We start from the raw sequence: 22,720 nt of genomic DNA, 5'->3' as shown, positions 1-22,720 counted from the left end.
ATGAGCACCAGCACCGCGGCTACCCCGCACCTGTCGTCCGTCCTCCCCAGGCACATCCTGGCGACCGGCGACCACCACCCGATCGTGCTCGCTGAGGCGAAGCGTCGTGCAGCGAGTGTGCAGCTGCGCATTGCGGATGCCGTCACGGCCTTCGCGGGATCGATGCGGTTCGTCTACCTGCATGCCGTCGTGTTCGCCGGCTGGATGCTGTTCTTCGAACCGAGCCCGTGGCCGACCCTGACCCTCGTCGTGTCGCTCGAGGCCATCTTCCTCTCGACGTTCGTGATGATCGGCCAGAACCGGCAGGCCGGATTCCAGCAAGCGAAGGCCGACCATGATTTCAAGATGAGCGACAAGGAGCTGCTCACCAACACCGAGCTCACCCGGCGCGTTCATGAGCTCACGAAGGAAATCCACGCCCACATCGTCGGAGTCGCTCCCGTCGCCCCGGTCACCGCAGCGCCTCTCGGTTCACCCCCGAGTTGACCGCGCGGCGTAGGGTGGCGGCTCTGGGGAAGGCAGGTACCTGTGACCGACGTTGAACTCCTCGTCTACGCCGACCGCATCGGCGGCACGATCCCCGCGCTGGCCGCGCTCCTCGACGGGCCCCTGCGGGCCTTCGGCAGCGTGCACGTGCTGCCGTTCTACGTGCCGTTCGACGGGGCGGATGCCGGTTTCGACCCGGTCGACCACACTGCGGTCGATCCGCGCCTCGGCACCTGGCCTGAGGTCCGCGATCTCGCCGGCGGCCGCGGGCTGACCGCCGATCTCGTGGTCAACCACGTCTCGGCGTCTTCGGTGGAGTTCACCGACTGGCTGGCCCGCGGCGCGGAGTCGCCCTGGGACGGCATGTTCCTCACCTATGGCACCGTCTTTCCGCGCGGCGCAACCGAGGCCGAACTGACGGCGTTCTACCGACCGCGGCCGGGACTGCCCTTCACTGGGTACCGCGGGTCCGACGGCTCCCGGCATCTGGTCTGGACGACGTTCCTGCCCAGCCAGGTCGACCTCGACGTCGCCAACCCGGTCGCCATCGCCTACCTGCGCCGGGTGCTCCGCGTGCTCGCCGACGGCGGCGTATCGACGGTGCGGCTCGACGCGGTCGGCTACGCCGTGAAGACCCCGGGCACCGACAGCTTCATGACCCCGGAGACCCTCGCCTTCGTCGAGGTCGTCACGGACCTCGCTCGCGCGGAGGCCCTCGCCGTGCTCGTCGAGGTGCACGGGCACTACGCCCAGCAGCTCGCGATCGCGCCCCTCGTCGACTGGGTCTACGATTTCGCGCTCGCGCCGCTCCTGTTGCACTCCCTGGGCACCGGCACGGTCGACCGCCTCGCCGACTGGTTCGAGATCCGTCCGGCCAACGCGGTCACGGTGCTCGATACCCACGATGGCATCGGCGTGATCGACGCCGGTCCGGCCGGAGGACGGCCGGGGCTGCTGAGCGAGGCGGAAATGGCGGAGGTGTTCGCGCGAGCCGCCGAGGCCACGCACGGGCACTCATCCGTCGCCTCGGTCGTGCCGGAATGGTCGACCCTGCCGCACCAGATCAACGCCACGTTCTTCAGCACGCTCGGCGGTGACGTCGTCGCCTATCTGGTCGCGCGGGCCGTGCAGCACTTCCTGCCCGGACGCCCGCAGACCTATTACGTCGGCCTGCTCGGCGGTTTCGACGACCGGGAGCTGTTCGCCGAGACCGGGAGCGGGCGCGACGTGAACCGGCACCGCTACCCGGCCGCCGAGGTCGAGGAGGCGCTCGCGAGCGACGTGACCCGCTCCCAGCTCGGCCTCGTCCGGCTCCGTTCCGCCCATCCCGCGTTCGACGGCCAGTTCACCTGGTCGGCCTACGGCAGGGACGTGCTCGAGCTGCGCTGGGCGAACGCCGCGGACGGTTCCCGCGCGGTCCTGACGGTGTGCACCGCGCCGGGCGCGACGAGTTTCCGCATCCAGCTCGCGGACGCCGACGGCAGCGAAGTTCTCGACACGGTCGAGTCCCTCGCCGCCTGGACCGCCGACACCGCCTGACCCCCTGGCCAACTCAACGGAGTGCATCGCTCGCGGCCGCTCGCGAGAGTGCGCTTTCGGCCGTTAAGGCACGGCCGTTAAGGCACGGTTTCAAGGGCCAAAAGTGCACTCTCCCGGCGGGGCGAGCGGATGTGGGGGCGGTGCGGGGCTGGGCGGGGGCGGATGCCGCGAGCGGGCGGGCGGGCTGCTAGCCGACGATCTCCGCGAGGGTCAGAACCGGGGCGCCGAACGCGGCGGCCACATGCTCGTTCGTGATGCGGCCCGCGTGCACGTTCAGGCCTTTGGCGAGTGCGGCATCGTCGGAGATGGCCTGCTTCCAGCCCTTGTCGGCGATCGCGATCACGTAGGGCAGGGTCGCGTTGGTGAGCGCGCGGGTCGACGTCGCGGGGACTGCTCCCGGCATGTTGGCGACACAGTAGTAGATGCTGTCGTGCACGGCAAAGGTGGGCCTGTCGTGGGTCGTGGCGTGGGATCCCTCGAAGCAGCCGCCCTGGTCGATCGCGATGTCCACGAGCACGGAACCCTGCTTCATCGTGGCGACCATGGCGTCGGTGACGAGCTTCGGCGCCTGCGCCCCGGGGATGAGCACGGAGCCGATCACGAGGTCGGCGCCGCGGACCTGCTCTGCGATCTCGTAGCGGGTGGACGCGCGGGTCTGGATGGCGCCGGAGAACCGGTTCTCCAGCTGCCGCAACCGGGCGATCGAGAGGTCGATGATCGTGACGTCCGCTCCCATACCGAGGGCGTTCGCCGCGGCGTGCTCGCCGGCGACCCCGCCGCCGATGATGACGACCTTCGCCTTGGGGGTGCCCGCGACGCCGCCGAGCAGGATGCCGTTTCCGCCGTTCGCGCTCATCAGGTGGTACGCGCCGACCTGGACGGAGAGGCGCCCGGCGACCTCGCTCATCGGGGACAGCAGTGGCAGGCTGCGGTCGGCGAGCTGGACGGTCTCGTAGGCTATCGCCGTGGTGCCGGAGGTGAGGAGGGCATCCGTGGTCGGGCGTGACGCGGCGAGGTGCAGGTAGGTGAAGAGCACCTGCCCGTCACGCATCAGGGGGTATTCGGCTTCGATGGGTTCCTTGACCTTGATCAGCAGCTCTGCGGCCGCCCAGACCTCGGCGGCCGTGCCGAGGATGGCCGCGCCCGCGACGCGGAAGGCGTCGTCACTGAACCCGGAGCCGATGCCGGCGCCCGCCTGCACGAGGACTTCGTGGCCGCGGATGGCGAGTTCGTGCACGCCGGCCGGAGTGATGGCCACGCGATTCTCGTTGTTCTTGATCTCGGTGGGGATGCCGACCTTCATAGGGAGCTCCGTCTGCGGTTGATGGCCGGACTTACCGGTGGATAGGGAAAATAATGCTTGGTATTCGTTTCGTGCGCGTGACAAGCGTGGAATCCGCGATACTTGGTCGAAAGACAGCGCGATATTCAGTTGAGAGGGGCCCACGCATGACGGAAACGAAGAGGATTCGGGGCGGCGATGAACTCGATACCGTGGACAATACGCTCGTGGCCCTCCTCCAGGCCGACTCGCGGATGAGCAACAGCCGCCTCGCGACCGCCGCGGGGATCGCGGAATCGACGTGCATCGCCAGGGTGCGCTCCCTCGTCACGCGCGGCATCATCACCCGGTTCACGACGCTCGTCGACCCGAAGGCGCTCGGGCTCGGCCTGCAGGCCCTGATCAGTGTCAGCATCCGCTCGGGGGCGCGCACGCAGATCCCGGCGTTCCGGGACGAGATCCGGGCGATGCCGCGGGTCGTGCAGGTCTTCTTCCTCGGCGGCACCGAGGACTTCATCATCCATCTCGTGGCCCGCGACTCCGACGATGTGCGCGACTTCGTGCTCGAGAACCTGTCGGCGAACCCCGCGGTCGCATCGACGCGCACGAGCCTGGTCTTCGAGCACCACTACAACGGGCTCTCCTCGGGCAAGTAGCAGCCGGGCGCCGAGGGACCCCGTCCGTTGGCGCCGGTCAGTCCGCGCTGCGGCTGGGCTTCCAGAAGCCGGTCTTGCCGAGCAGCCGGGTCTCCTTGTCGGCGTCGGCGGGAACCTCGACCTCGGCAGGGAAGACGCCATACTGGCGCCAGTCGTCCACCTGGGGCAGGATCTGCTCCCAGAGCAAGTCGACCAGTGGAGCCGGCAGCGCGTACTCCTGGCCGAGGAAGTTCGCGATCGACCACGCCTGGAAGGCCCGGTAGATGCTCGTGTGCTGCAGGTACTCGGCGAGCGGGTAGTCGCCATATTGGAGGTGCACGATCGCTGCGGGATCGAGGTCCTGGAGCACGGCGGCTGTGGCCGCGTCGTTGAGCCGGTCGTAGCTCGCGATCGGGTCCGCGCCGAGCAGATCGCCGTTGAAACGGTCACCGACCTCCTCGATGGTGCGGCCCGCGAGCACGTCCCCGACCCAGGCCTCGTCGCGTGCGTGCGCGGCGAGGATGTCCCTGATGGTGGGATTCTCTCTGCTGGTCCACTCCGCGGGAGCCGGCAGGGTCAGCTGCTCCGGCGTGATCCGGTCGATGACGGAGCGCAACGCGGCATCCGACTGAAGAAATAGCTCTCTCTGCTCCATGTCGCAAAAAATAGCATGGGCCACTGACGCTGACCAGCGTTCGACCGCTTTCGGGCGCCAGCCCGACCACCGGTGCTGCCAGACTACGAGAGGAGGCAAAATCATGACGACGCACTTTTCCGGTGAGGCGCTGCAGTTCCTGCGCGAGTTGGAAGGACACAACGACCGGGGCTGGTTCGAGGAACACAAGCCGGTGTACCTGAGCGAGGTCCGGGAGCCGATGCTCGACCTGGTAAACCGGGTCAACGAGTCCCTCGCGGGATTCGCGCCCGGGCACGTGCGGCCGCCGCAGAAGGCGATCATGCGCATCTACCGCGACGTGCGGTTCTCAAAGGACAAGTCCCCGTACAAGACGAACGTCGCCGCGTCCTGGCCGCTGGGGGGGTCGGAGAAGACCGGTGCGGGTTACTTCCTCAGCGTGTCCGGCCACGAGGTCCTGGTCGCGGGCGGCAGCTATGCGCCCTCCCCCGAGCAGCTCACGGCGATTCGCGACCACATCGTCGCGCACCATGGGGAGCTTCGCGCCCTGCTCGCCGATCCCCGCCTCACGGGGATGTTCGACCCCGCGGACGGCAATCCGCTCGTGCGTCCGCCGCGCGGATACCCCGTCGATCACCCCGCGGTCGACCTCTTGCGCCGCCGCCAGTGGGCCGCCCGTGCGACCCTGCCTGCATCGGTTGCCGAAACGGATGCCTTCCTCACGCTCGTGATCGAACGTTTCGAGGCGCTGACACCCCTGATCGACTTCCTGAATGTGCCGCTGGCGACGCTCCGCCTCGAGCGGCGGCACTGACCGGGGCCGCGCCGCTTCGGGCGGGCGCCCGGCGGATGCCGCTACGAACGGTCTTATGCCGCCTCGAGCACACGGATCTCGATCTTCGTCATCGCCAGCATGGCCTGCAGCACCCGACCGGCCCTGACCGCATCGGGTCTACCGTGCCGAGTCGTCCGCCGCGGGCGCGAACACCTGCCAGCCGTGTGGCGCGATCGTGGCACGCGGCCCCTGGGGCGCAGGCGTGCCCCAGGGCAGGAGCGGGGCCAGCCCCGAGCGGCCCAGGTCGACGCCGCACGGCTGATCGCCGAGGTTGAGCGCGACGACGAGCGCGTCGTCACCGGCCCGCGCCTCGTAGACGAGGTGGTCGGCGCCGCTGTCCAGGATGCGGGTTCGGGCCTCGTGCAGCCACGGATGCCGCCGGCGCAGCCCGATCAGGTCCTGGTGCAGCCGGAAGACCGCGCGTTCAGTGTCGGTCAGCGCCGGAGGGCCGTCCGCCGGGAACTCCGGCCGGATCGCGTCGTCGCCGCCGTACTCCTCGGTCTTCAGGCCCGCATAGCCGTACTCGTCCCCCGCATAGATCGACGGAGTCCCTCCGGTCGTGAAGAGCACGGCGAGCGCGTGCGCGAGGTGCCGCGGATCCTCGAGGCGGGTCGAGATCCGGGTGACGTCGTGGTTGCCGAGGAAGGTTGCCGGGGTGAAGCTGTCGAGGAAGCCGTTGTGCCTGCCGAGCGACCAGGCCAGCTCGTGCGGGTTGTGATCGTTGAGGCTGCTCCAGATCGCCTTCCAGAGCTCGTACTGCGTGACGGAGTCGAGGGTGGCCGCCGAGACGATCGCCGGGTAGTCGCCGTGGATGACCTCGCCGAGGAACCACGCCTGCGGGTGGCGTTCCCGCACCCGCGGCAAGACCCTGGCCCAGAATTCGGCGGGGACCGCGTATGCGGCGTCGAGCCGCCAGCCGTCCGCGCCGCGGTCGAGCCAGTGCTCGAGGACGCCGGTCACGTAGTCGGCGACCTCCGGGTTGCCGTGGTCGAGACTGATGAGCCCCGGATGCCCCTCGAAGGTTCCGAAACCGGCCTCGCCTCCCGGGAGGCCGGCCCGGGTTCCGGCCTGGAACCAGGCGGCCGCGGCACTTCCGGGGCCCAGCTCGAGCGCCTCACGGTAGCGCGGGAAATCCGGGCCGACGTGGTTGAACACCCCGTCGAGGAGCACGCGCAGCCCGCGGGCGTGCGCTTCGGCGACGAGGGTGTCGAAGTCGGCGTCATCGCCGAGGCGCGGGTCGATGCGGTAGTAGTCGCTCGTATCGTAGCCGTGGCTCGTCGAGGCGAAGACCGGGCCGAGGGCAACGCCCGATGCGCCGAGCTCGATCGCGTGATCGAGCCAGGCCACGATCCGCAGCAGGCGGTGCTCGCCGGCCGTGGGGACGGGTTCGCCCGGTGCGATCGGGTAGCTGCCGACGAATCCGAGCGGGTACAGCTGCCACCAGATCGCGTGGCGCACCCAGTCGGGTTCGACTCGCCCGGCGGCATCCGTGTTGCTGATCATCATGTCTCTCAGCTTTGCACTCCCCTGGGCGGCGTCGCACCGGTGGCCTAGGGTGTTGAGCATGTCCGACGAGACCGAGATCCTGCGCCTGACCGCCTTCGCCGCCGAGCCCACCGGTGGGAACCCCGCCGGTGTCGTGCTCGACGCGAGCACCCTCCGCGACGCCGAGATGCAGCGCATCGCGGCGTCGCTCGGCTACGCGGAGACCGCGTTCCTGACCCGGCCGCCGACCCCGCAGGATCCGGGCCGGGCGGGCATCCGCTACTTCTCGCCTACGGCGGAAGTACCGTTCTGCGGTCACGCGACGATCGCGACCGCCGTTGCGCTCGCCGGCCGCGGTGACGCAGATGCGTTCGTGTTCGAGACGAAGATCGGGGAGGTGAGGATCGCCACCCGGCGCACCGCTGACGGGATCGTGGCCTCGTTCACGAGTGTCGAACCGTGGGTGGAGCCGATCGGGGCATCCGTGCTCGAGCACCTGCTGCGGCTGCTCGGCGTCGACGCCGCCGACCTGCACCCGGACTACCCGCCCCGGCTCGCCTTCGCGGGCAACGTGCACCCGGTGCTCGTCTTCGCGGAGACGGCGACCTTCGACGGCTTCCGGTTCGACCCCGCCCAGGTGCGTGCCCTGATGGACGCAGAGGGCTGGGCGGGCACCGTGACGACCCTGCGCGTGCTGGGGCCGCTCGACTTCGAGGCGCGAAACCTCTTCCCGGTCGGAACCATGACCGAGGACCCGGCGACGGGCTCGGCGGCGGCCTCCGTCGGCGGCTACCTCCGCGCGCTCGGCCTGGTCGATGCCCCGGCGCGAGTGCTGATCCGGCAAGGCCGTCACGTCGGGCGACCGAGCCTGCTCACCGTCGACGTCCCGGCGACCGGCGGCATCGTGGTGTCCGGGACCGCCTCGGTCATCTCCTGAACCCGATCTCCTCAACCCCGTCCTGAACCTTCGGACGGGGCGTCCGGGTTACCGTGGAAAGACCGCACCTCATCCCGGGAGAAGAACCATGAAACCAGCGCTCAACAAGGACACGCAGCTGTGCATCTCGCTCGCGGCCCGCCCGAGCAACATCGGCACCCGTTTCCACAACTACCTCTACGACGAGCTCGGCCTCGACTTCATCTACAAGGCGTTCACGACAACCGACGTCACTGCGGCGATCGGCGGCGTGCGGGCGCTCGGCATCCGCGGCTGCTCCGTGTCGATGCCCTTCAAAGAGGACGTCATCGCGCTCGTCGATGAGATGGATGCCTCCGCGACGGCCATCCGCTCGGTGAACACCATCGTCAACGACCACGGGGTCCTGAAGGCGTCGAACACCGACTACCTGGCCGTGGCGGCCCTCATCGCGGAGCACGGCATCGATCCGGGCACACCGTTCCTGCTCCGCGGCAGCGGTGGAATGGCGAAGGCCGTCGGTGCGGCGTTCCGGGATGCCGGTTTCTCCGAGGGAACCATCATCGCCCGCAACGAGACCAGCGGTCGCCTGCTCGCGGACGAGCTCGGTTACCGGTGGTTGCCTGACCCGGGAGCCGAGATCGCGCCGCTGATCGTCAACGTGACCCCGATCGGGATGAGCGGTGGCGCAGAATCCGCGAGCCTCGCGTACCCGCTCGGCACCGTTGACGCCGCCACGACCGTCTTCGACGTGGTCGCCCTTCCGGCAGAGACGCCCCTGATCCGCGCGGCCCGTGCGGCCGGGAAGCGGGTCGTGACCGGGGCCGAGGCCATCGCGCTGCAGGCCGCTCACCAGTTCGAGCTGTACACCGGGGTACGGCCGACCCCGGAGCAGATCGCGGCGGCATCCGCTTTCTCGCGTCAGTAGAGGAGCGCGGCGCCAAAGGAATCAAGGTCGCCCCTGACGCCGTTCAGGGTGCGGCAGCGGGGACCTTCTCTGACACGCAGTGCGCGGCTACGGCAGCGGTTGCGACTGTCCGGACCTCTGCCTCGGCGCGCGGCGCGGCCGCCGTGACACCGGCGACGATGAGCGCCGCCGCCAGGATGCCGACGCCGACTCGCCGTCCGATCCGGCCCGGTCGCACCATCGAGGCCTGCGTAATCCTTCCCATTCGTCACTCCACATTCGGGTTGTGCGAGGTTTGAGCTTCCGCTCTCGGCGTCCAGTGTGCTGCGCCCCGGCGGGCCACGGACGGCCGTCCCGGCGATTTCCCAGCCTCGAGCAAAGCGCTGTTTCCGTCCGCCGGCCCGGCCGCCTCAGGAGGACGGCGCCGTGAAGTCAAGGTCGGCAGTGGTCACCGTGCCCGCTGTCCGTCCGGGAGCCGTGTGGTATTCCCAGTACAGGTTGGTGTGGGCGATCACCAGGTCCGGCGGCGGCGCACCGTAGCCGCTCAGGTCCTCGGTGGTGTGGGCATCACTGACGAGGATGGCGTCGTAGCCGCGGACGATCGCGCCGTGGAGCGTCGACCGGATGCACTCATCCGTTTGCGCACCGGCGATCACAAGCCCGCCGATGCCGCGTTCGGCGAGCACTGCCTCGAGGTCGGTGTCCTCGAAGGCGTCGGCGTACGCCTTGTGCACGAGCGGTTCCGCCTTGAGGCGCACGAGTTCGGGTACGAGCTGCCAGGGAGCACTCCCCTGAGGCTGGTCGTCGTTGTGGTGCTGCACCCAGATGAGGTCGACGCCGGCGGCTCGCGCCTTGTCGACGACGGTGCTGACGTTCCCGACGATCGCGTCCCGGTCGTAGGCGTCTTTCACGAAACCGGTCTGGACGTCGATGACGAGCAGGGCGGTGTTCGGCCGGTTGTCGAGGGTGGTCACGGTTCCTCCTCAGAAGCTGTTGGTCGGTGTCAACAGGCCACGCTACGCCGCGCCGCCGTTCGCTGCGAGTGGCTGTCGCTCCTTGATACAGTGACGACCATGGACATGCGACTGGAGCTTGTGCCGTTGCCCGTTGCGGACGTCGAACGGAGCAAGGACTTCTACGTGGATGTTGTCGGCTTCCACCTGGATCACGATGTGCAGCCCGGCAACGGAATGCGGATCGTGCAGCTGACCCCGCCGGGCTCGGCGTGCTCCGTGGTCATCGGGACCGGCATGGGGAACGGACCTGAGCACGGCACGGTCAAGAACCTGCATCTGGTCGTCTCCGACATCGGCGCGGCGCGGGACGAACTCGTGAACCGTGGCCTGCAGATCACCGAGATCCACGACATGGGTGGCGTCAAGTACGCGTACTTCAGCGATCCTGACGGCAATTCCTGGGCGCTTCAGGAAATCGGCCGGTACGCGAAGCCTGCCTGACGCGCACCCGAACCCGCTTCGTGCCAGCTCGTGGAGCTTCCCAGGCTGATCTCGTGACCCCGTCGAATTATTTCGGAGAGAGGTCAGGCGAGCAGGTCAGGAGAGCAGGTCAGCGAGCAGCTTCTCGAAGCAGAACGAGTGCGGGATCGCCTCGATGTACGGTTCGTAGATCGGGATCGGCGTGTAGCCGATCTTCTCGTAGAGGGCGACGGCATCCGGTTGCTTGCTGCCGGTCTGCAGGATGAGGCGCGGCACGCCGGCGACGCGGGCGATGCGCTCGAGCTCGTTCATCAGCGCACGGCCGACCCCGCGCCCGCGCTGGTCGTCGGCGACGATCACGCGCTTGACCTCCCAGTCGCCATCGTGCGTGCGCAGGGCCGCGTGGGCGATGGGGGTGCCGTCGCCGTCGACCACGAGCACGGTCGCGAGAATGTCGGCGGGGTCGATCCTGAGCGCCGCGGTCACGGCGTCATCGAGTGCGGGGCTGCCCGGGCCGGCGTAGCGCGCGGTCATCTCCACGTCCATCCGCGCGCGCAGCAGGGCGGCGCGCGGGTCGTCCCACTCCACCCGCTCGAAACGGAACAGGCGTTCGGTACTGCCACTCATCGTCGGGTCCTTCGTCTGCGTCTGCTCGGGTGTGTGCCGTGCGATCTCTGCAATCGCACAGCCTACCGACCCGGGGCGGATGCCGTCGCGTCCACCCGGGGCGCGGCCGGGACGGATGCCGTGGCGTCCACCCCCGGGGCATGGCCGGGCCGGGACAGGCGAGGTTAGACGCTCGCGGCGAGGCCCTCCGCGAGCGGCGTCGTCGGCCGTCCGATCAGACGGGCCAGGTCGCCGCTCGTGTCGCCGAGCAGCCCGTCCCGGATGTTGGCGTCGAGACCAACGACGAAGCCGACCGTGCCCTCGTCGAGCCCGAAGGACGCGAGCAGCTCCGCGTGTGCTGCGGGTGTCAGGTTCCGGAAGACCACCGATGAGTCGATGAGGGTTCCGATCGTGGCGGCGAGTTCGGCGAAGTCCCAGGCGTGGTCGCCCGAGAGCTCGAGGGTTTGGCCCGCGAGCGAGTCGTCGAGGATGGCCGCGGCCGCGGCATCCGCATAGTCGGCCCGGCTCGCGCTCGCGACCCGGCCGTCGCCGACGCTCGCGACGATCTCGCCGACCTGGCGTGCCTTCCCGATCTCGCCGGTGTAGTTCTCGGTGTACCAACCGTTGCGCAGGATGGTGAAGGGTACCCCTGACGCGATCAGGAACTCCTCGGTCGCCTTGTGTTCCGGGGCCAGCAGGAGCGCGGAGGTCGAGGCCTTCGGGGCGCTCGTGTAGACGATCCGGCCGACGCCGGCGGCCTGGGCGGCCGCGATGACGGCGGTGTGTTGCGGCACGCGCTGGCCGACCTCGCTGCCGGAGACGAGCATCAGCACGTCGCCCGGTTCGACGACGGCGGTCACGGTCTCGGGGTTGCCGTAGTCGAGGACTGCGGTGCGCACGCCGAGTGCGGCGAGAGCCGAGAGCTTGTCGACGTTGCGGGCTGTCGCGACGATGCTCTCCGGGGCCGCGCCGCGGGCGAGGAGGGATTCGACGATGAGGTGGCCGAGGCGACCCGAGGTGGCGGTGACGATGTATGACATGTGTTGTCCTTTCGGTGGCGTGTCAGAGTCAACCACGGGACGGCCGAGGACCTTCCCGCGCCCGCTTTCCCTGGCGCGAAAGCGGGTGAATCGTCGTTCTGAGCACGACAGAACGACGATTCACCCGCTTTCGCGGGCGGCATGTGCGCTAGCGGCCAGCTGGCTGTACTGCAGATCGAGGGCGCGGGCGCGCGAACGTACGAGCTTCATCTGCTCTTCATCCGCGCGGCATTGGCGCTCCCGCTCGAAGTCATCCTTGCAGCCCGTCCCGTAGGCGAGGGAGATCGCTCGCAGCGCCCTGCCGCTCCGTTCTGCCGCGAGGAGTGCAGCCAGCCGTTCCGATTCCGCGGCGAGGGATGCCCGCTCTGCTACGAGACGTTCGAGTCGGGTATCCATATGCGCGCCTTTGCTCACGGGGAAGTCGACGGCCATCAGAGCCCGCCGACATCAAATGATTATAGAGAGTGGATTCTCGATACAGGCCACGAACTGCGCCATCCATTCGGCGGCCACCGCACCGTCGACCACACGGTGATCGGCCGAGAGGGTGACGGTCATGACGGTGCCGACCGAAAGCTGTCCCGCGTCGACGACCGGCCGCTGTTTCGCGGCGCCGACGGCGAGAATGCCGGACTGCGGCGGGTTCAGGATGGCCGAGAACTGGTCGACCCCCAACATGCCGAGATTCGAGACGGCAAAGCTGCCGCCCTCGAGTTCCTCTTGCCTCAGCTTCCCCTGTCGCGCCCGTCCTGCGAGGTCGGCGACCCTCTCGCTGATGCTCGTCAGCGTGAGGCCCTCGACGCCACGCAGGACCGGAGTGAGCAGTCCCGTTTCGGTGGACACCGCCACCGAGAGATCGACGTGCTCGAATCGTCTCGTAGCGGTCTCGGTCCAGATGACGTTCGCCGCGGGCACCCGGACAAGCGCCACCGCGACGGCCTTGACCACAAAGTCGTTGACCGAGATCTTCCGCGGCGACGTCGCGTTGATCTCGCTGCGGAGGGCGAGGAGGCGCTCGACGCGGCAGTCCGCCGTGATGTAGAAGTGTGGAACCGTCGACTTGCTCTCGGTCAGGCGGCGCGCGATCGCCCGTCGCATCCCCGTGTGGGGAACATCAGTGAACCCGGAGGCGTCGACCACGGATGTGCCGGCGGTGCGGACCGAGGGTGCCGCTGGAACGGACACCGCAGGAGACGCCACAGGCGTGACGGGCTCCGGCCGGGACTCGGCTGCAGTCACGGGCGCGGGCGTGAGGGTGTCGAGGTCCCGGCGCACGATCCGCCCGTTGGGGCCACTGCCGACGACGCGGGACAGGTCGAGCGCGCGTTCCCTGGCGATGCGGCGCACGAGCGGACTGGCGAATTGACGCTGGCCGTTGGCTGCGACGAGCGGTGCATGCGCCCCGTCCGGGGTCGATTCGGCCGGGACCACTCCGGCCGGCGTCGCCGTCACCGGGGTCGCCGGCCCTGCCTGTTCCGGGACGTCCCCGGCGAGGAAGGCATCGATGTCCGACTCCGCCTCGCCGACGGCGGCGATCACGCCGATCGGCACGCCCACTTCGACGGGCACGCCCTCCGGGACGATGACGCGCGCGAGCACTCCTTCCGTCTCGGCGCGGTACTCGACGACCGCCTTCTCCGTTTCGATCTCGGCGAGCGGCTGGCCGATCGCCACAGTGTCGCCCACCTTCACCAGCCAGGTCTGGATGGCGGCTTCGGCGGCGTTGGCGAGCACTTCCGGCATGCGCACGAGCGTTGCCATCAGCGGGCTCCCAGACCAAGCTTGATGATCTCAAGGCCGGCGACGACGTCCTCGGTACGCGCAATTGCCGCCCGCTCGAGCACGCGTGAGATGCTCGGGCTTGCCTCGCCGCCGGTCACGCGTTCGACCGGCTGGTCGAGGTAGTCGAAGAACCGGCGTTGGATCTCATCGGACAGCCAGGCGCCATACGACGTGCCGCGAGCCCCCTGTTCGACGATGAGCACGCTATTGGTCTTGCGGATGCTCGTGCCGATGGTGTCCCAGTCGATCGAGGCCCGATCGAGCCAGCGCAAGTCGACGACGTCGGCGCTCATACCGGTCAGTTCGACGGCCTCGAGGGAGTGCTTGACCATGGACAGGTAGCTGATCACGGTGACGTCGTCGCCTTTGCGGCGCAGGGCCGCCTTTCCCAGCGGGATGAAGTAGTCGAGGTCGCCCGCGGGCACCTCGCCGCTTTCGGCGTAGAGGTCGACATGCTCGATGACGAGAACCGGGTCCTGCAGGGCCAGCGCGGTGTTCATCAGGCCGATGTAGTCGGCCGCCGATGACGGTGCCACGATGCGCCAGCCGGGACTCGTCGCGAAGATGCCCGCGGGGTCCATCAGGTGCTGCGAGCCGTAGCCGCTTCCCATCGCGACCTTCGTGCGCAACACGAGGGGCACCGGGTTCTCGCCGCCGAACATGTGCCGCGCCTTGCCGATCTGGTTGAAGACCTGGTCGGCGGCCACCCACATGAAGTCCGGATACATGAATTCAACGACCGGGCGGTAGCGCCCGTCGAGCGCCATCCCGCCGCCGAGGCCGGCGAACGCGTTCTCGCTGATCGGCGTGCCGAGCACCCGGCCCTCGAACTTCTTCGCAAGCCCCTTGGTGGCGCCGTTCGTGCCGCCGTTGAGGCGGTGCACGTCTTCGCCGAGCACTACGATCCGTGCGTCCTCTGCCATGCGGCGGTCCATCACGCCGGCGACGGCGTCGACGAACTTCTTCGTTTCGAGCTCGCCCCGGTATTCGGCCGGCTCGAGCGTGCGCAGGCCAGTCAGTTCGCTCGCGTCGCCCCGCACTCCGACATTGACGAAGTCGACGTCCGGCCAGAGTTCCGGGCGAATCCGGCGCTTCCCCGCCGACTCCGGGTCGGCCTCGAGCAGCTGGGCCACTGCATCCCGCATCGCGGACTGGGCCTGCTCGCGCACCGCGGCGATGCCGGCCGTGTCGATCTGGCCGAGCGCGATCATCTCGCGGGCGACCCGGTCCAGCGGGTCACGGGCCCGCCAGGCCACCTCTTCCTCCTTGGTCCGGTAGCCGAAGGCGCTGCCCGGGTACGGTCCGTTCTGGTGGAAGAAGCGGTAGACCTCGACCTCGACGACAGCGGGTCCCTGGCCGGACCGCATCACCTGCTCGGCCTCCTTCGTCGCCAGGTGCACGGCGAGCGGGTCCATGCCGTCGACGCGCCAGCTGGGAATGCCGAACCCGAGCGCGCGGGCCGAGAGCCGGGGCTCACCGGTTGACTCGGCCACCGTGGTCGACACAGCGTAGAGGTTGTTCTCGATGAAGAAGGCAAGCGGCAGCTTCCACGCCGAAGCGAGGTTCATCGTTTCCAGCACCGAGCCGATGTTGGTCGCGCCGTCCCCGAAGTAGCTCACCGTGACATCCGTCGTGCCCGCGTGCTTCTGGGCCCAGGCGTTGCCGGCCGCGAGCGGAACGCCGCCGCCGACGATCGCGTTGGTGCCGAGCGCACCGGCCTCGAACCACTGCAGGTGCATCGAGCCGCCACGGCCCCGGCAGTAGCCCTGGGCGAGCCCGAGGATCTCGGCGAGGGTGCGCTGCAACACGGTCTGAATGTCCGCGGTCACGAGCGCCGTGGGGTCGAGGTCGCCACCGGAGACATGGTTGATCGCCTTGGCGAGGAACTGGTGATGTCCTCGGTGCGAGCCGTTGATCGCATCCGTCGACCCGAGGCCGACGATCGAGCCAACCGCCCCGCCCTCCTGGCCGATGCTGGAGTGCGCGGGCCCGTGCACGAGGCCCTCGCCGGCGAGTTCGAGCACGGTTTCTTCGAAGGCACGGATGAGATGCAGCTGGCCGAGGATGGTGGCCAGGAGTGCCGGGTCCGCACTCGCCCAGTCCTGCGCCGTGGTGCTGAGTTCGACCCACGGGGCCACGGGATCCAAACGTCGTCGTTCAGGCATGTGCCGGTCTCCATTGGTCGTGTCGACCACGGGGATCGACTACATGTGACCAACACTGTATCGTTGATTGAATCCAATGCCAAGGATTCTTTGCAATATCTCCGATCAGGACGGGTACAATTCAAGTCTTTGGATACAATGAGAGAAATCGACGTCGAACAAAGGAGTTCTCGATGGCCCATGGCATCCCCGGTCTGCGCGGTACGGAACACATCGGTTTCACGGTCCCCGACCTCGACGAGGCCGAGCGGTTCCTGGTCGACGTGATCGGCTGCGAGCTCGTCTATTCGCTCGGGCCGTTTGCCCACCCCGACGACGAGTGGATGCTCGAGCACCTCGGCGTGCACCCGCGCACGGTAATGCGCGAACTCCGATTCTTCCGGTGCGGTCACGGGCCGAATTTCGAGGTCTTCCAGTACGAACCGGCGAATGAAGCAGCTCCCGAACCGAGGAACAGCGACATCGGCGGGCATCACCTGGCCTTTTACGTCGACGACTTCGATGCCGCCCTCGAGCACCTGTGGGAACACGGCGTGGAGATCATGGGCGAACCGACGTCGAGCTCCAGCTGGAGCACCGGCCAGCGCTGGGTCTACTTCCGCAGCCCCTGGGGTATGCAGTTCGAGCTCCTGAGCTACCCGGACGGCAAGGCTTACGAAAAGGATGCTGCCACTAAACTGTGGCATCCGGCCCACCCAGCCGAATGACCGACACCACCGACCGGACGGACCCCATGGCCAGCGCCCCCAGCCGCGACGGCAGCGCCGGCAGCCGTATCGCCACGCGATTGCGGGACGAGATCCTGTCCGGCGCCTACACCCCCGGCACCCGGATCCGCCAGGAGGACGTCGCCGAACAGTTCGGCGCGAGCCGGCTCCCCGTTCGCGAGGCGCTACGCATCCTGGAATCCGATGGCCTGGTCACCCTCGTCGCGAACACCGGCGCCTGGGTCTCCCACCTGAGCCTCGCGGAGTGCGAGGAGATGTACCAGATCCGCGAGCGCATTGAACCCCTGCTGCTGCGCTACAGCGTGCCCAATCTGTCGCCGGAGACGCTCGGCCGCCTTCAGGAGCTCGCCGATGAAATGCAAGCCGGCACGGACGTCGAAACGTTCCTGCGCCTCGACCGCGAGTTCCACCTGCTGTCCTACTCCGGCGCCGTGACGTCCATCCTGGGCGAGACCATCCACCGGTTATGGAACTCGACCCAGCACTATCGACGCGCCTTCACGACCCTGATCGGGCCCGATGTCAACCGCGCCGTGCACTACGAACACCAGTTGCTCGTCGGGGCGCTGAGGCGCGGCGACGGAGACGAGGCCGAACGGATGCTGGCCGGCCACATCCGCCGCACCAGGCTCGAACTGTCCACACATCCGGCACTCTTCGCTCAGTAGGCGACTACTCGGGACCTGTCATCACGAGCCGGCGCGCACGAGCACCTTGACCTGGTCGCCGGTCGGCGACAGCAGCGTGTCGAACCCCTGGGCCACGACGTCCTTCAGTGCGATCTGGGCTGTCACGACCTTCTCCACGGGGTACCGGCCCCTGTCGATCAGGTCGATGATGCGCGGCCAGTCGGTGACCGGGAAGCACCAGGTGCCCGAGATCGTGATGTCGTGCTCGGAGATGACCATGGGGTCGATGGCCGCAGCCTTCGTGTGCAGCCCGGTCTGGGAGATCCTCCCGGCAGAACGCACCGAGGCGATCGCCGCCTGCAGCGCCCGCTCGTTCCCCGAGCATTCGATCACCGCGTCGACACCGATGCCGTCTGTCCGGTCGCGAAGCCAGCCCGGCACGTCGACGGCGGTCGGGTCGAGCACCACTCCGACGTCGAAGCTGCGCACAAGCGCGGCGCGCACCGGATTGACCTCCGAGACGAAGACGTTCGCCCCGAGCGAGGCTGCGTAGAGCGAAGCGAGCGCACCGATCGGGCCTGCCCCGGTGATGAGCACGTTGTCGCCGGGGCGCACACGGGCGGTGTCCACCCCGTACGCCGCGACAGCGCCGGGTTCGACGACGGCGCCCTGTAACGCGGAGACGCCGTCGGGGAGCGCCGTGACGTTCGCAGCGGGCACGATGGCAAGATCGGCAATGCCGCCCCACTGGTAGCTGAGCCCGACGGCGGCCATGGTTCGGCAGAGGTGGTTCAGCCCCCTTCGGCAGTAGAAGCAGTGCCCACAGGACAGCAGCGGCATCACCGATACCCTCTCGCCGGGGCGCACCGAAGTCACTCCGGCGCCGACCTCGACCACTTCGGCCGAGAACTCGTGGCCGAGAATCTGCGAGCCGCACGCACTGGTGAGCGGATGCGGCTCCCGCGGAATCACGATCGGTCCCTGCGCGTATTCGTGCAGGTCGGTGCCGCAGATACCGCACCACAACGGCCTCACCAGGATTTCGCCGGCCCGCGGCGCCGTAGGAGCCGTGACCTCCTCGACGCGGATGTCGCCGGCTCCGTGGAAGACGGCGGCCCTCATGGACGGGGGTCCAGCAACTCGCCGCGAACGAACTCGAGCTCGCGGGTCACGTAGTCGGTGATGTCGCCGGTCTTGAGGTGCGCCGGGAGCACGTCCCAGGTATACGTCTCGATTTCCAGGTGGTCGGAGAGTGGTGTCTCACGGTGCATCTGCAGTGCTTGCTGCACGGCGAACCGCGTCGTGACGAACGGGCCGAGTTCCTCGAGGAAGACCGGAACGTGGAAGTGGGTGCGGATCTCGGTGGGCACAGGGTTCGCCTCGAACGCGTCGAGCGCGTCGCCGAGGGTGAGAAACTTCGTGACCGCGCCATCCTGGCGCATCGTCGTCTGGCTCAGGTAAATCGTGTCGGTGAAGACGCGCAGCTGCGGGACGAGCGCCGGAGTGAGGTCCCTGACCCAGAGCGCCGCCGCCTCCTGGAGCTTGAAGATCGGGATCCCGGCGTCGACCAGGCTGCGGAGTGAGGCCGGGATGTCCTCGAATCCGACGGACTGGTGGCCGATGTCGAAGACGATGCCGAGGTAGCGGCCCATCGCGCCTTCGGCCTCCGACAGGGGCAGCCCGGAGAGCCGGGCGAGCTCGGCGATGCCCTGCGGCGAGTAGACCCGATCAGTGAAGAACGCGACGGTCTCCACCGTGGTCTCCAGGAAGCAGGCGGGCTCCGGCTCGAGGGCGAGCTTGACCCGCCGTCCCGTGCGCGCCTCGAGGTCGACGAGGTGGGCGACGACCCGGAACAGGTTGGTGGTGAACCGAGCGACGTAGTCATCGTCCGTGACATTCGGAGCGAAGGCGAGCGGGGCCGTCTGGATGCTGGGGCTCACGTCCGCCGGAGCGATCTCCGCGAGGATGTCCGCGACCGAGTTGGTGTACGCGACCCGGTCGTCCGTCGACCAGTCCGGTTCATAGACCCGTTCCATCACCAGATCGCCCTTGAACGGCCCATACGGGAACGCGTTCACCGTGTAGACATACATGTCGTTGTCGTCGAGGAATGTCCGGAGCTCTGCCCGTTCTCCGGGGCTTGCGGCGAGGGTCTTCGCCGAGTCGGCCGAGATGCGCAGTGAGACGCCGAAGCGCTGATCGGGCGAGACCCGGGCTTTGACGGCTGGGACGAAGGCATGCAGGCTCTCCTTCATCTCCGGCCAGGTGTCGCCCGCGTGCACGAGTGTGGAATATGACAGGTGGCCGAGGCCGCGTCCGAGATCCATGGAGGTCTGGTCCTTTTCCGCCGGTCATCCGGCTCACATCGTCGTGATTCAAGGAAGGGTGTCGTCATCGAAGACGAGAGTGAACATCTGTTAAGTATTCTTTAACACACAGGCTACGACGTCTCCGTGACCGCTGTCAACCACGCCACTGACGTCCGGCGCGGATCACCTACGCGTGCGTACCGTGAACGAACCAGATTCCATGGAAGTCAACGGTTCCGGTGTTCTTCAGGCTGTGCGGGATCGAGGAATCGAAGCCGAGCGACTCGCCCTCATGCAGCGTGAATGCCTCGTCGCCGATCGTCACCTGCAACTCACCCGCGATGACATAGCCGTATTCGTAGCCGGCGTGGGTGACGGTGTCACCCTCGTCCGTCGACGTGGCCCCCGGCGCGTAGACGATCTTCATGAAGTTGACGTCGCGCTCCGGCGTCGCGGCGAGACGTTCCCAATTGACCCCTGCGGCCATGTTGAGCCGCGACCGATGGGATGGATGCACCACAGAGACCCGGTTCGCATACTCGGACGGATGCCACGCCTCCGACGGATTCGTCACGTCGCCCCGGTTCAGGACCTCTCCCGGATGGACTGCAGGAACGGCAGAGTCCAAGGCCGGCTTGCTCTCGAACAGGTCGTCGACGGACACGTTCAGCAACTGGGCGAAAGCATACAGGGTCGCAACGGACGGCTGTGACTTGCCGTTCTCGATCTGGGACACGAAGGAGGGCGAAACGTCGACCTGCCTGGCCAGTTCGCGCAGCGTCAGGCCGGCCTTGAGCCTGATGTCTTTCAGCCGAGACCCTAAATTGTCCATCATGTTCCCCTGTCACACATCAGCATGACAACGACGAGGACCTGCCTCGCATCATCATTGAAGCCCGGCTATACACCCCACGCTCCGGAAAAAAAGGTGAGTACGGTCAAATATACACAGCAAAAGCCCCGAATACCCCGCCACTAGGGCCAAATCGTCGGTTCCGGCGGTTCCTGTGCGGCTTGCCGGGAAACCCATTGTTAAGTAACGTTAAACACCTCAGGACGGCGACAAGGAAGTCCCGCCCATCAGGAAAGGATCGACTTGTGACATCCCCCTCAACAGTCCCCCGGCAGCGTGCGCTCATCGTCGGAGCGACGGGAATCACGGGCCAGACGGTCGCGAAGCAGTTGGTCGACGCGGGCTGGGACGTGACCGGCCTCTCGAGGCGAGGCCATTCCGAGGCTCCGGGAATCACCTCCGTGACGGCCGACCTCCTGGACCCCGAGTCTCTCGCCGCCGCGCTCACGGGCACCCGCCCGGAACTCGTCGTGATCACGGCGTGGGTGAAGCGGGATACCGAAACCGAGAACATCGAGGTCAACAGCGCCCTCGTGCGCAACGTGCTCGCGGCGCTCGACGGCGAGGAGTCGGTCAGGCACGTGGCCCTGATGACCGGGCTCAAGCACTACCTCGGGCCGTTCGACAACTATGCGACCGGCGTCACCGCGGAGACCCCGTTCCACGAGGACGAGCCACGGCTGCCGCAGCCGAACTTTTACTACGCGCAGGAGGACGAGCTGTTCGGGTCCGCCGCCCGCAACGGCTTCACCTGGAGCGTGCACCGCGCCCACACCGTCTTCGGTTTCGCCACGGGCAACGCGATGAACATGGTCCTGACCCTGTCCGTCAACGCCGCGATCTGCAAGGAACTCGGGCTGACGTTCACCTTCCCCGGGTCAGCCACACAGTGGAACGGCGTCACCGACGTCACCGACGTCGACCTGCTCGCCGAGCAGATCATCTGGGCCGGCACGCACCCGGAGGGTGCCAACGAAGCGTTCAACATCGCCAACGGCGACGTCTTCCGCTGGCGCTGGCTCTGGCCGCGGGTCGCCGCGATCTTCGATGTGCCCTGGGCCGGTTTCGAGGGCGAACCCCGCCCGCTGACCGTGCAGATGGCCGGCAAGGACGAGGTCTGGAGCGCCATTGCCGAACGGGAAGGACTCGTCGAAACCGACGTCACCCGCCTGGCCTCGTGGTGGCACACCGACAGCGACCTCGGCCGCAACATCGAGTGCTTCACCGACATGAACAAGAGCCGCCAGGCGGGGTTCCTCGGCTTCCGGTCCACGACGGACAGCTTCCTCGACAAGGTGGAGCGGTACCGCGCTGCGAATATCATCCCGTAGGCCGGTCAGCACGTCTTCCCTCAGGTCACCCCGAACGGCGAATGTCCCGCTCGAGCACAGCTCGTCCGGGACATTCGTCGTTCAGTCCTGTTCGCTATGCGGGCAGCACGGCGTCGAATTCGATGTGCGCCTTGATCGTGGTCGCCGGGTGGTGCGCGGCCTCCAGAGCGCCCAGGGCGTCGGCGGCCCCGAACCTCTGGGTGACGAGCGGACTCAGGTCGATTCCGGTGTGAGCGAGGAAGCGCAGGGTTTCCGGCCACACTCCGGGCGAGCCAACCGAACCGGTGATCTTGAGCTCCTTCGACTGGATGAGCCCGAGCTTCGCCGGCGCCTCGCGCCCGACGTCGATGCCGATGTATGCGATCCGGCCCCGGAAGGCGGCGAGTTCGAGTGCCTGGGCCATGACGGCCGGCCGGCCGCTCGCCTCGACGACGACATCCGCTCCGCGCCCGTCCGTCTGTTCGTTCAGGAACTCGACGATATCGTCCGGGTGCACGGCGTGCCTGGCACCGAGTCGCAGCGCGGCATCGCGGCGTTCGGGCGAAGGCTCCACGACGATCGTCACGGCGCCGAGGGCCGAGGCGGCCGCGGTGACGGCGAGTCCGATCGGTCCGGCACCGAGCACGACGAGGGTATCGCTCGCGTTGACGTTCCCGACCCGCATCAGCGCGTAGAACGCCACGCTGAACGGCTCGACGAGCGCGCCGTTCGTGTACGACACGCTCGCGGGAAGCTTGTGCAGCCATTCGGGCCTGGCCACGAAGAACTCCGCTGCCGCACCGCTGATCGAGAACCCGAAGTGGTCCTCCCCTATGACACACTCGCCGACGACTCGATCGCCGGCCGCGAAGTCCTGCACCCGGTTTCCCACCGCGACCACCTCACCGGACCATTCGTGGCCGGGAATGATCGGGTACTCGAACGGGATGATGTACCGACCCTCGAGCAGGTCGATGTCGGAGTGGCAGACCCCGACGGATCGCGCGGCGACAAGCACTTCGTCGGCTCCGATCGCAGGGATGGGCAGCTCGTCAATCCGGGGAACATTCTGTTCCGCGAAGCGCAGCGCTTTCATAGCGGGATTCCAATCGTGGGGACGGGAGAAGGTGCGCGAGGGGTGCG

24 protein-coding genes are annotated in these 22,720 nt (G+C 68.0%); 10 read left to right on the top strand and 14 right to left on the bottom strand.

Features of this window, described 5'->3' with window-relative positions; all coding sequences use genetic code 11:
• Positions 1-486 (top strand): DUF1003 domain-containing protein, encoded by a 486-nt coding sequence (locus RCH22_RS17475; RefSeq protein WP_327014921.1) that lies wholly within the window; start codon positions 1-3, stop codon positions 484-486.
• Positions 487-528: 42 nt separating this feature from the next.
• Complete coding sequence (locus tag RCH22_RS17470) at positions 529-2,025, top strand: alpha-amylase family glycosyl hydrolase (protein WP_327014920.1); 1,497 nt, start codon at positions 529-531, stop codon at positions 2,023-2,025.
• Between the two features lie 187 nt (positions 2,026-2,212).
• On the opposite strand, the gene ald is transcribed toward RCH22_RS17470, so the two are convergent.
• Positions 2,213-3,328 (bottom strand): alanine dehydrogenase, encoded by a 1,116-nt coding sequence (gene ald, locus RCH22_RS17465; RefSeq protein ID WP_327014919.1) that lies wholly within the window; start codon positions 3,326-3,328, stop codon positions 2,213-2,215.
• 191 nt (positions 3,329-3,519) lie between these two features.
• Between ald and RCH22_RS17460 the strand changes: the two genes are divergently transcribed.
• Positions 3,520-3,963 (top strand): Lrp/AsnC family transcriptional regulator, encoded by a 444-nt coding sequence (locus RCH22_RS17460; RefSeq protein WP_327014918.1) that lies wholly within the window; start codon positions 3,520-3,522, stop codon positions 3,961-3,963.
• Positions 3,964-4,000: 37 nt separating this feature from the next.
• Here RCH22_RS17460 and RCH22_RS17455 read toward each other — a convergent pair whose 3' ends face one another.
• A complete protein-coding gene (locus RCH22_RS17455) occupies positions 4,001-4,597 on the bottom strand; it encodes a hypothetical protein (protein WP_327014917.1) in 597 nt (198 codons plus the stop codon).
• Between the two features lie 103 nt (positions 4,598-4,700).
• Between RCH22_RS17455 and RCH22_RS17450 the strand changes: the two genes are divergently transcribed.
• On the top strand, positions 4,701-5,390 hold the full coding sequence (locus tag RCH22_RS17450) for a DUF2461 domain-containing protein (RefSeq protein ID WP_327014916.1): 690 nt from the start codon (positions 4,701-4,703) through the stop codon (positions 5,388-5,390).
• Positions 5,391-5,528: 138 nt separating this feature from the next.
• Here the strand turns inward: RCH22_RS17450 and RCH22_RS17445 are convergent, their stop codons facing one another.
• Entirely contained in the window at positions 5,529-6,917 is a 1,389-nt protein-coding gene (locus RCH22_RS17445) for an alpha-amylase family glycosyl hydrolase (RefSeq protein WP_327014915.1), read from the bottom strand.
• 58 nt (positions 6,918-6,975) lie between these two features.
• Between RCH22_RS17445 and RCH22_RS17440 the strand changes: the two genes are divergently transcribed.
• Together RCH22_RS17440 and RCH22_RS17435 are read left to right on the top strand one after the other, a co-directional pair.
• Positions 6,976-7,833 carry a PhzF family phenazine biosynthesis protein gene (locus RCH22_RS17440; RefSeq protein ID WP_327014914.1) on the top strand — a complete coding sequence of 286 codons (858 nt, stop codon included), beginning with the start codon at positions 6,976-6,978 and terminating at the stop codon, positions 7,831-7,833.
• A gap of 88 nt (positions 7,834-7,921) precedes the next feature.
• Complete coding sequence (locus tag RCH22_RS17435) at positions 7,922-8,740, top strand: shikimate 5-dehydrogenase (protein WP_327014913.1); 819 nt, start codon at positions 7,922-7,924, stop codon at positions 8,738-8,740.
• A gap of 43 nt (positions 8,741-8,783) precedes the next feature.
• Here the strand turns inward: RCH22_RS17435 and RCH22_RS17430 are convergent, their stop codons facing one another.
• Together RCH22_RS17430 and RCH22_RS17425 are read right to left on the bottom strand one after the other, a co-directional pair.
• The gene (locus RCH22_RS17430; protein ID WP_327014912.1) at positions 8,784-8,984 is read right to left on the bottom strand and encodes a hypothetical protein; all 201 of its coding nucleotides are present in this window, start codon (positions 8,982-8,984) and stop codon (positions 8,784-8,786) included.
• 145 nt (positions 8,985-9,129) lie between these two features.
• Positions 9,130-9,693, bottom strand: coding sequence for an isochorismatase family protein (locus tag RCH22_RS17425; RefSeq protein WP_327014911.1), 564 nt, complete (start codon positions 9,691-9,693; stop codon positions 9,130-9,132).
• Between the two features lie 99 nt (positions 9,694-9,792).
• On the opposite strand from RCH22_RS17425, the gene RCH22_RS17420 reads away from it, so the two are divergent.
• On the top strand, positions 9,793-10,176 hold the full coding sequence (locus tag RCH22_RS17420) for a VOC family protein (RefSeq protein ID WP_327014910.1): 384 nt from the start codon (positions 9,793-9,795) through the stop codon (positions 10,174-10,176).
• Between the two features lie 96 nt (positions 10,177-10,272).
• On the opposite strand, the gene RCH22_RS17415 is transcribed toward RCH22_RS17420, so the two are convergent.
• From RCH22_RS17415 to RCH22_RS17395, 5 genes are all read right to left on the bottom strand, one after another.
• Entirely contained in the window at positions 10,273-10,782 is a 510-nt protein-coding gene (locus RCH22_RS17415) for a GNAT family N-acetyltransferase (protein ID WP_327014909.1), read from the bottom strand.
• 164 nt (positions 10,783-10,946) lie between these two features.
• On the bottom strand, positions 10,947-11,801 hold the full coding sequence (locus RCH22_RS17410; RefSeq protein WP_327014908.1) for an NAD(P)H-binding protein: 855 nt from the start codon (positions 11,799-11,801) through the stop codon (positions 10,947-10,949).
• A gap of 120 nt (positions 11,802-11,921) precedes the next feature.
• Positions 11,922-12,197, bottom strand: coding sequence for a hypothetical protein (locus RCH22_RS17405; protein WP_327014907.1), 276 nt, complete (start codon positions 12,195-12,197; stop codon positions 11,922-11,924).
• Positions 12,198-12,248: 51 nt separating this feature from the next.
• Positions 12,249-13,562 carry a 2-oxo acid dehydrogenase subunit E2 gene (locus RCH22_RS17400; protein WP_327014906.1) on the bottom strand — a complete coding sequence of 438 codons (1,314 nt, stop codon included), beginning with the start codon at positions 13,560-13,562 and terminating at the stop codon, positions 12,249-12,251.
• Positions 13,562-15,748, bottom strand: a complete 2,187-nt coding sequence (locus tag RCH22_RS17395) for a thiamine pyrophosphate-dependent enzyme (RefSeq protein ID WP_327014905.1) — start codon at positions 15,746-15,748, stop codon at positions 13,562-13,564. Before RCH22_RS17395 ends, RCH22_RS17400 begins: the two co-directional genes overlap by 1 nt.
• Before the next feature lie 173 nt (positions 15,749-15,921).
• Here RCH22_RS17395 and RCH22_RS17390 point away from each other — a divergent pair, with 173 nt between their 5' ends.
• Together RCH22_RS17390 and RCH22_RS17385 are read left to right on the top strand one after the other, a co-directional pair.
• Positions 15,922-16,455 carry a VOC family protein gene (locus tag RCH22_RS17390; RefSeq protein WP_327014904.1) on the top strand — a complete coding sequence of 178 codons (534 nt, stop codon included), beginning with the start codon at positions 15,922-15,924 and terminating at the stop codon, positions 16,453-16,455.
• Positions 16,452-17,144, top strand: coding sequence for a GntR family transcriptional regulator (locus tag RCH22_RS17385; protein ID WP_327014903.1), 693 nt, complete (start codon positions 16,452-16,454; stop codon positions 17,142-17,144). Before RCH22_RS17390 ends, RCH22_RS17385 begins: the two co-directional genes overlap by 4 nt.
• A gap of 21 nt (positions 17,145-17,165) precedes the next feature.
• Here RCH22_RS17385 and RCH22_RS17380 read toward each other — a convergent pair whose 3' ends face one another.
• From RCH22_RS17380 to RCH22_RS17370, 3 genes are all read right to left on the bottom strand, one after another.
• A complete protein-coding gene (locus tag RCH22_RS17380) occupies positions 17,166-18,227 on the bottom strand; it encodes a 2,3-butanediol dehydrogenase (RefSeq protein ID WP_327014902.1) in 1,062 nt (353 codons plus the stop codon).
• Positions 18,224-19,432 (bottom strand): metabolite traffic protein EboE, encoded by a 1,209-nt coding sequence (eboE, locus tag RCH22_RS17375; RefSeq protein ID WP_327014901.1) that lies wholly within the window; start codon positions 19,430-19,432, stop codon positions 18,224-18,226. Before eboE ends, RCH22_RS17380 begins: the two co-directional genes overlap by 4 nt.
• A 169-nt stretch (positions 19,433-19,601) precedes the next feature.
• Positions 19,602-20,249: an XRE family transcriptional regulator gene (locus RCH22_RS17370; protein ID WP_327014900.1), complete on the bottom strand. Its 648-nt coding sequence runs from the start codon at positions 20,247-20,249 to the stop codon at positions 19,602-19,604.
• A 263-nt stretch (positions 20,250-20,512) separates the two neighbouring features.
• Between RCH22_RS17370 and RCH22_RS17365 the strand changes: the two genes are divergently transcribed.
• A complete protein-coding gene (locus RCH22_RS17365) occupies positions 20,513-21,598 on the top strand; it encodes an SDR family oxidoreductase (protein ID WP_327014899.1) in 1,086 nt (361 codons plus the stop codon).
• Positions 21,599-21,692: 94 nt separating this feature from the next.
• Here the strand turns inward: RCH22_RS17365 and RCH22_RS17360 are convergent, their stop codons facing one another.
• Positions 21,693-22,673 carry a zinc-binding dehydrogenase gene (locus RCH22_RS17360; RefSeq protein WP_327014898.1) on the bottom strand — a complete coding sequence of 327 codons (981 nt, stop codon included), beginning with the start codon at positions 22,671-22,673 and terminating at the stop codon, positions 21,693-21,695.
• Positions 22,674-22,720 lie beyond the last annotated feature (47 nt).

Origin of the sequence: Cryobacterium sp. GrIS_2_6, from assembly GCF_035984545.1 — a bacterium.
Taxonomy (GTDB): domain Bacteria; phylum Actinomycetota; class Actinomycetes; order Actinomycetales; family Microbacteriaceae; genus Cryobacterium.
This window is presented reverse-complemented; position numbering and strand designations above follow the sequence as displayed.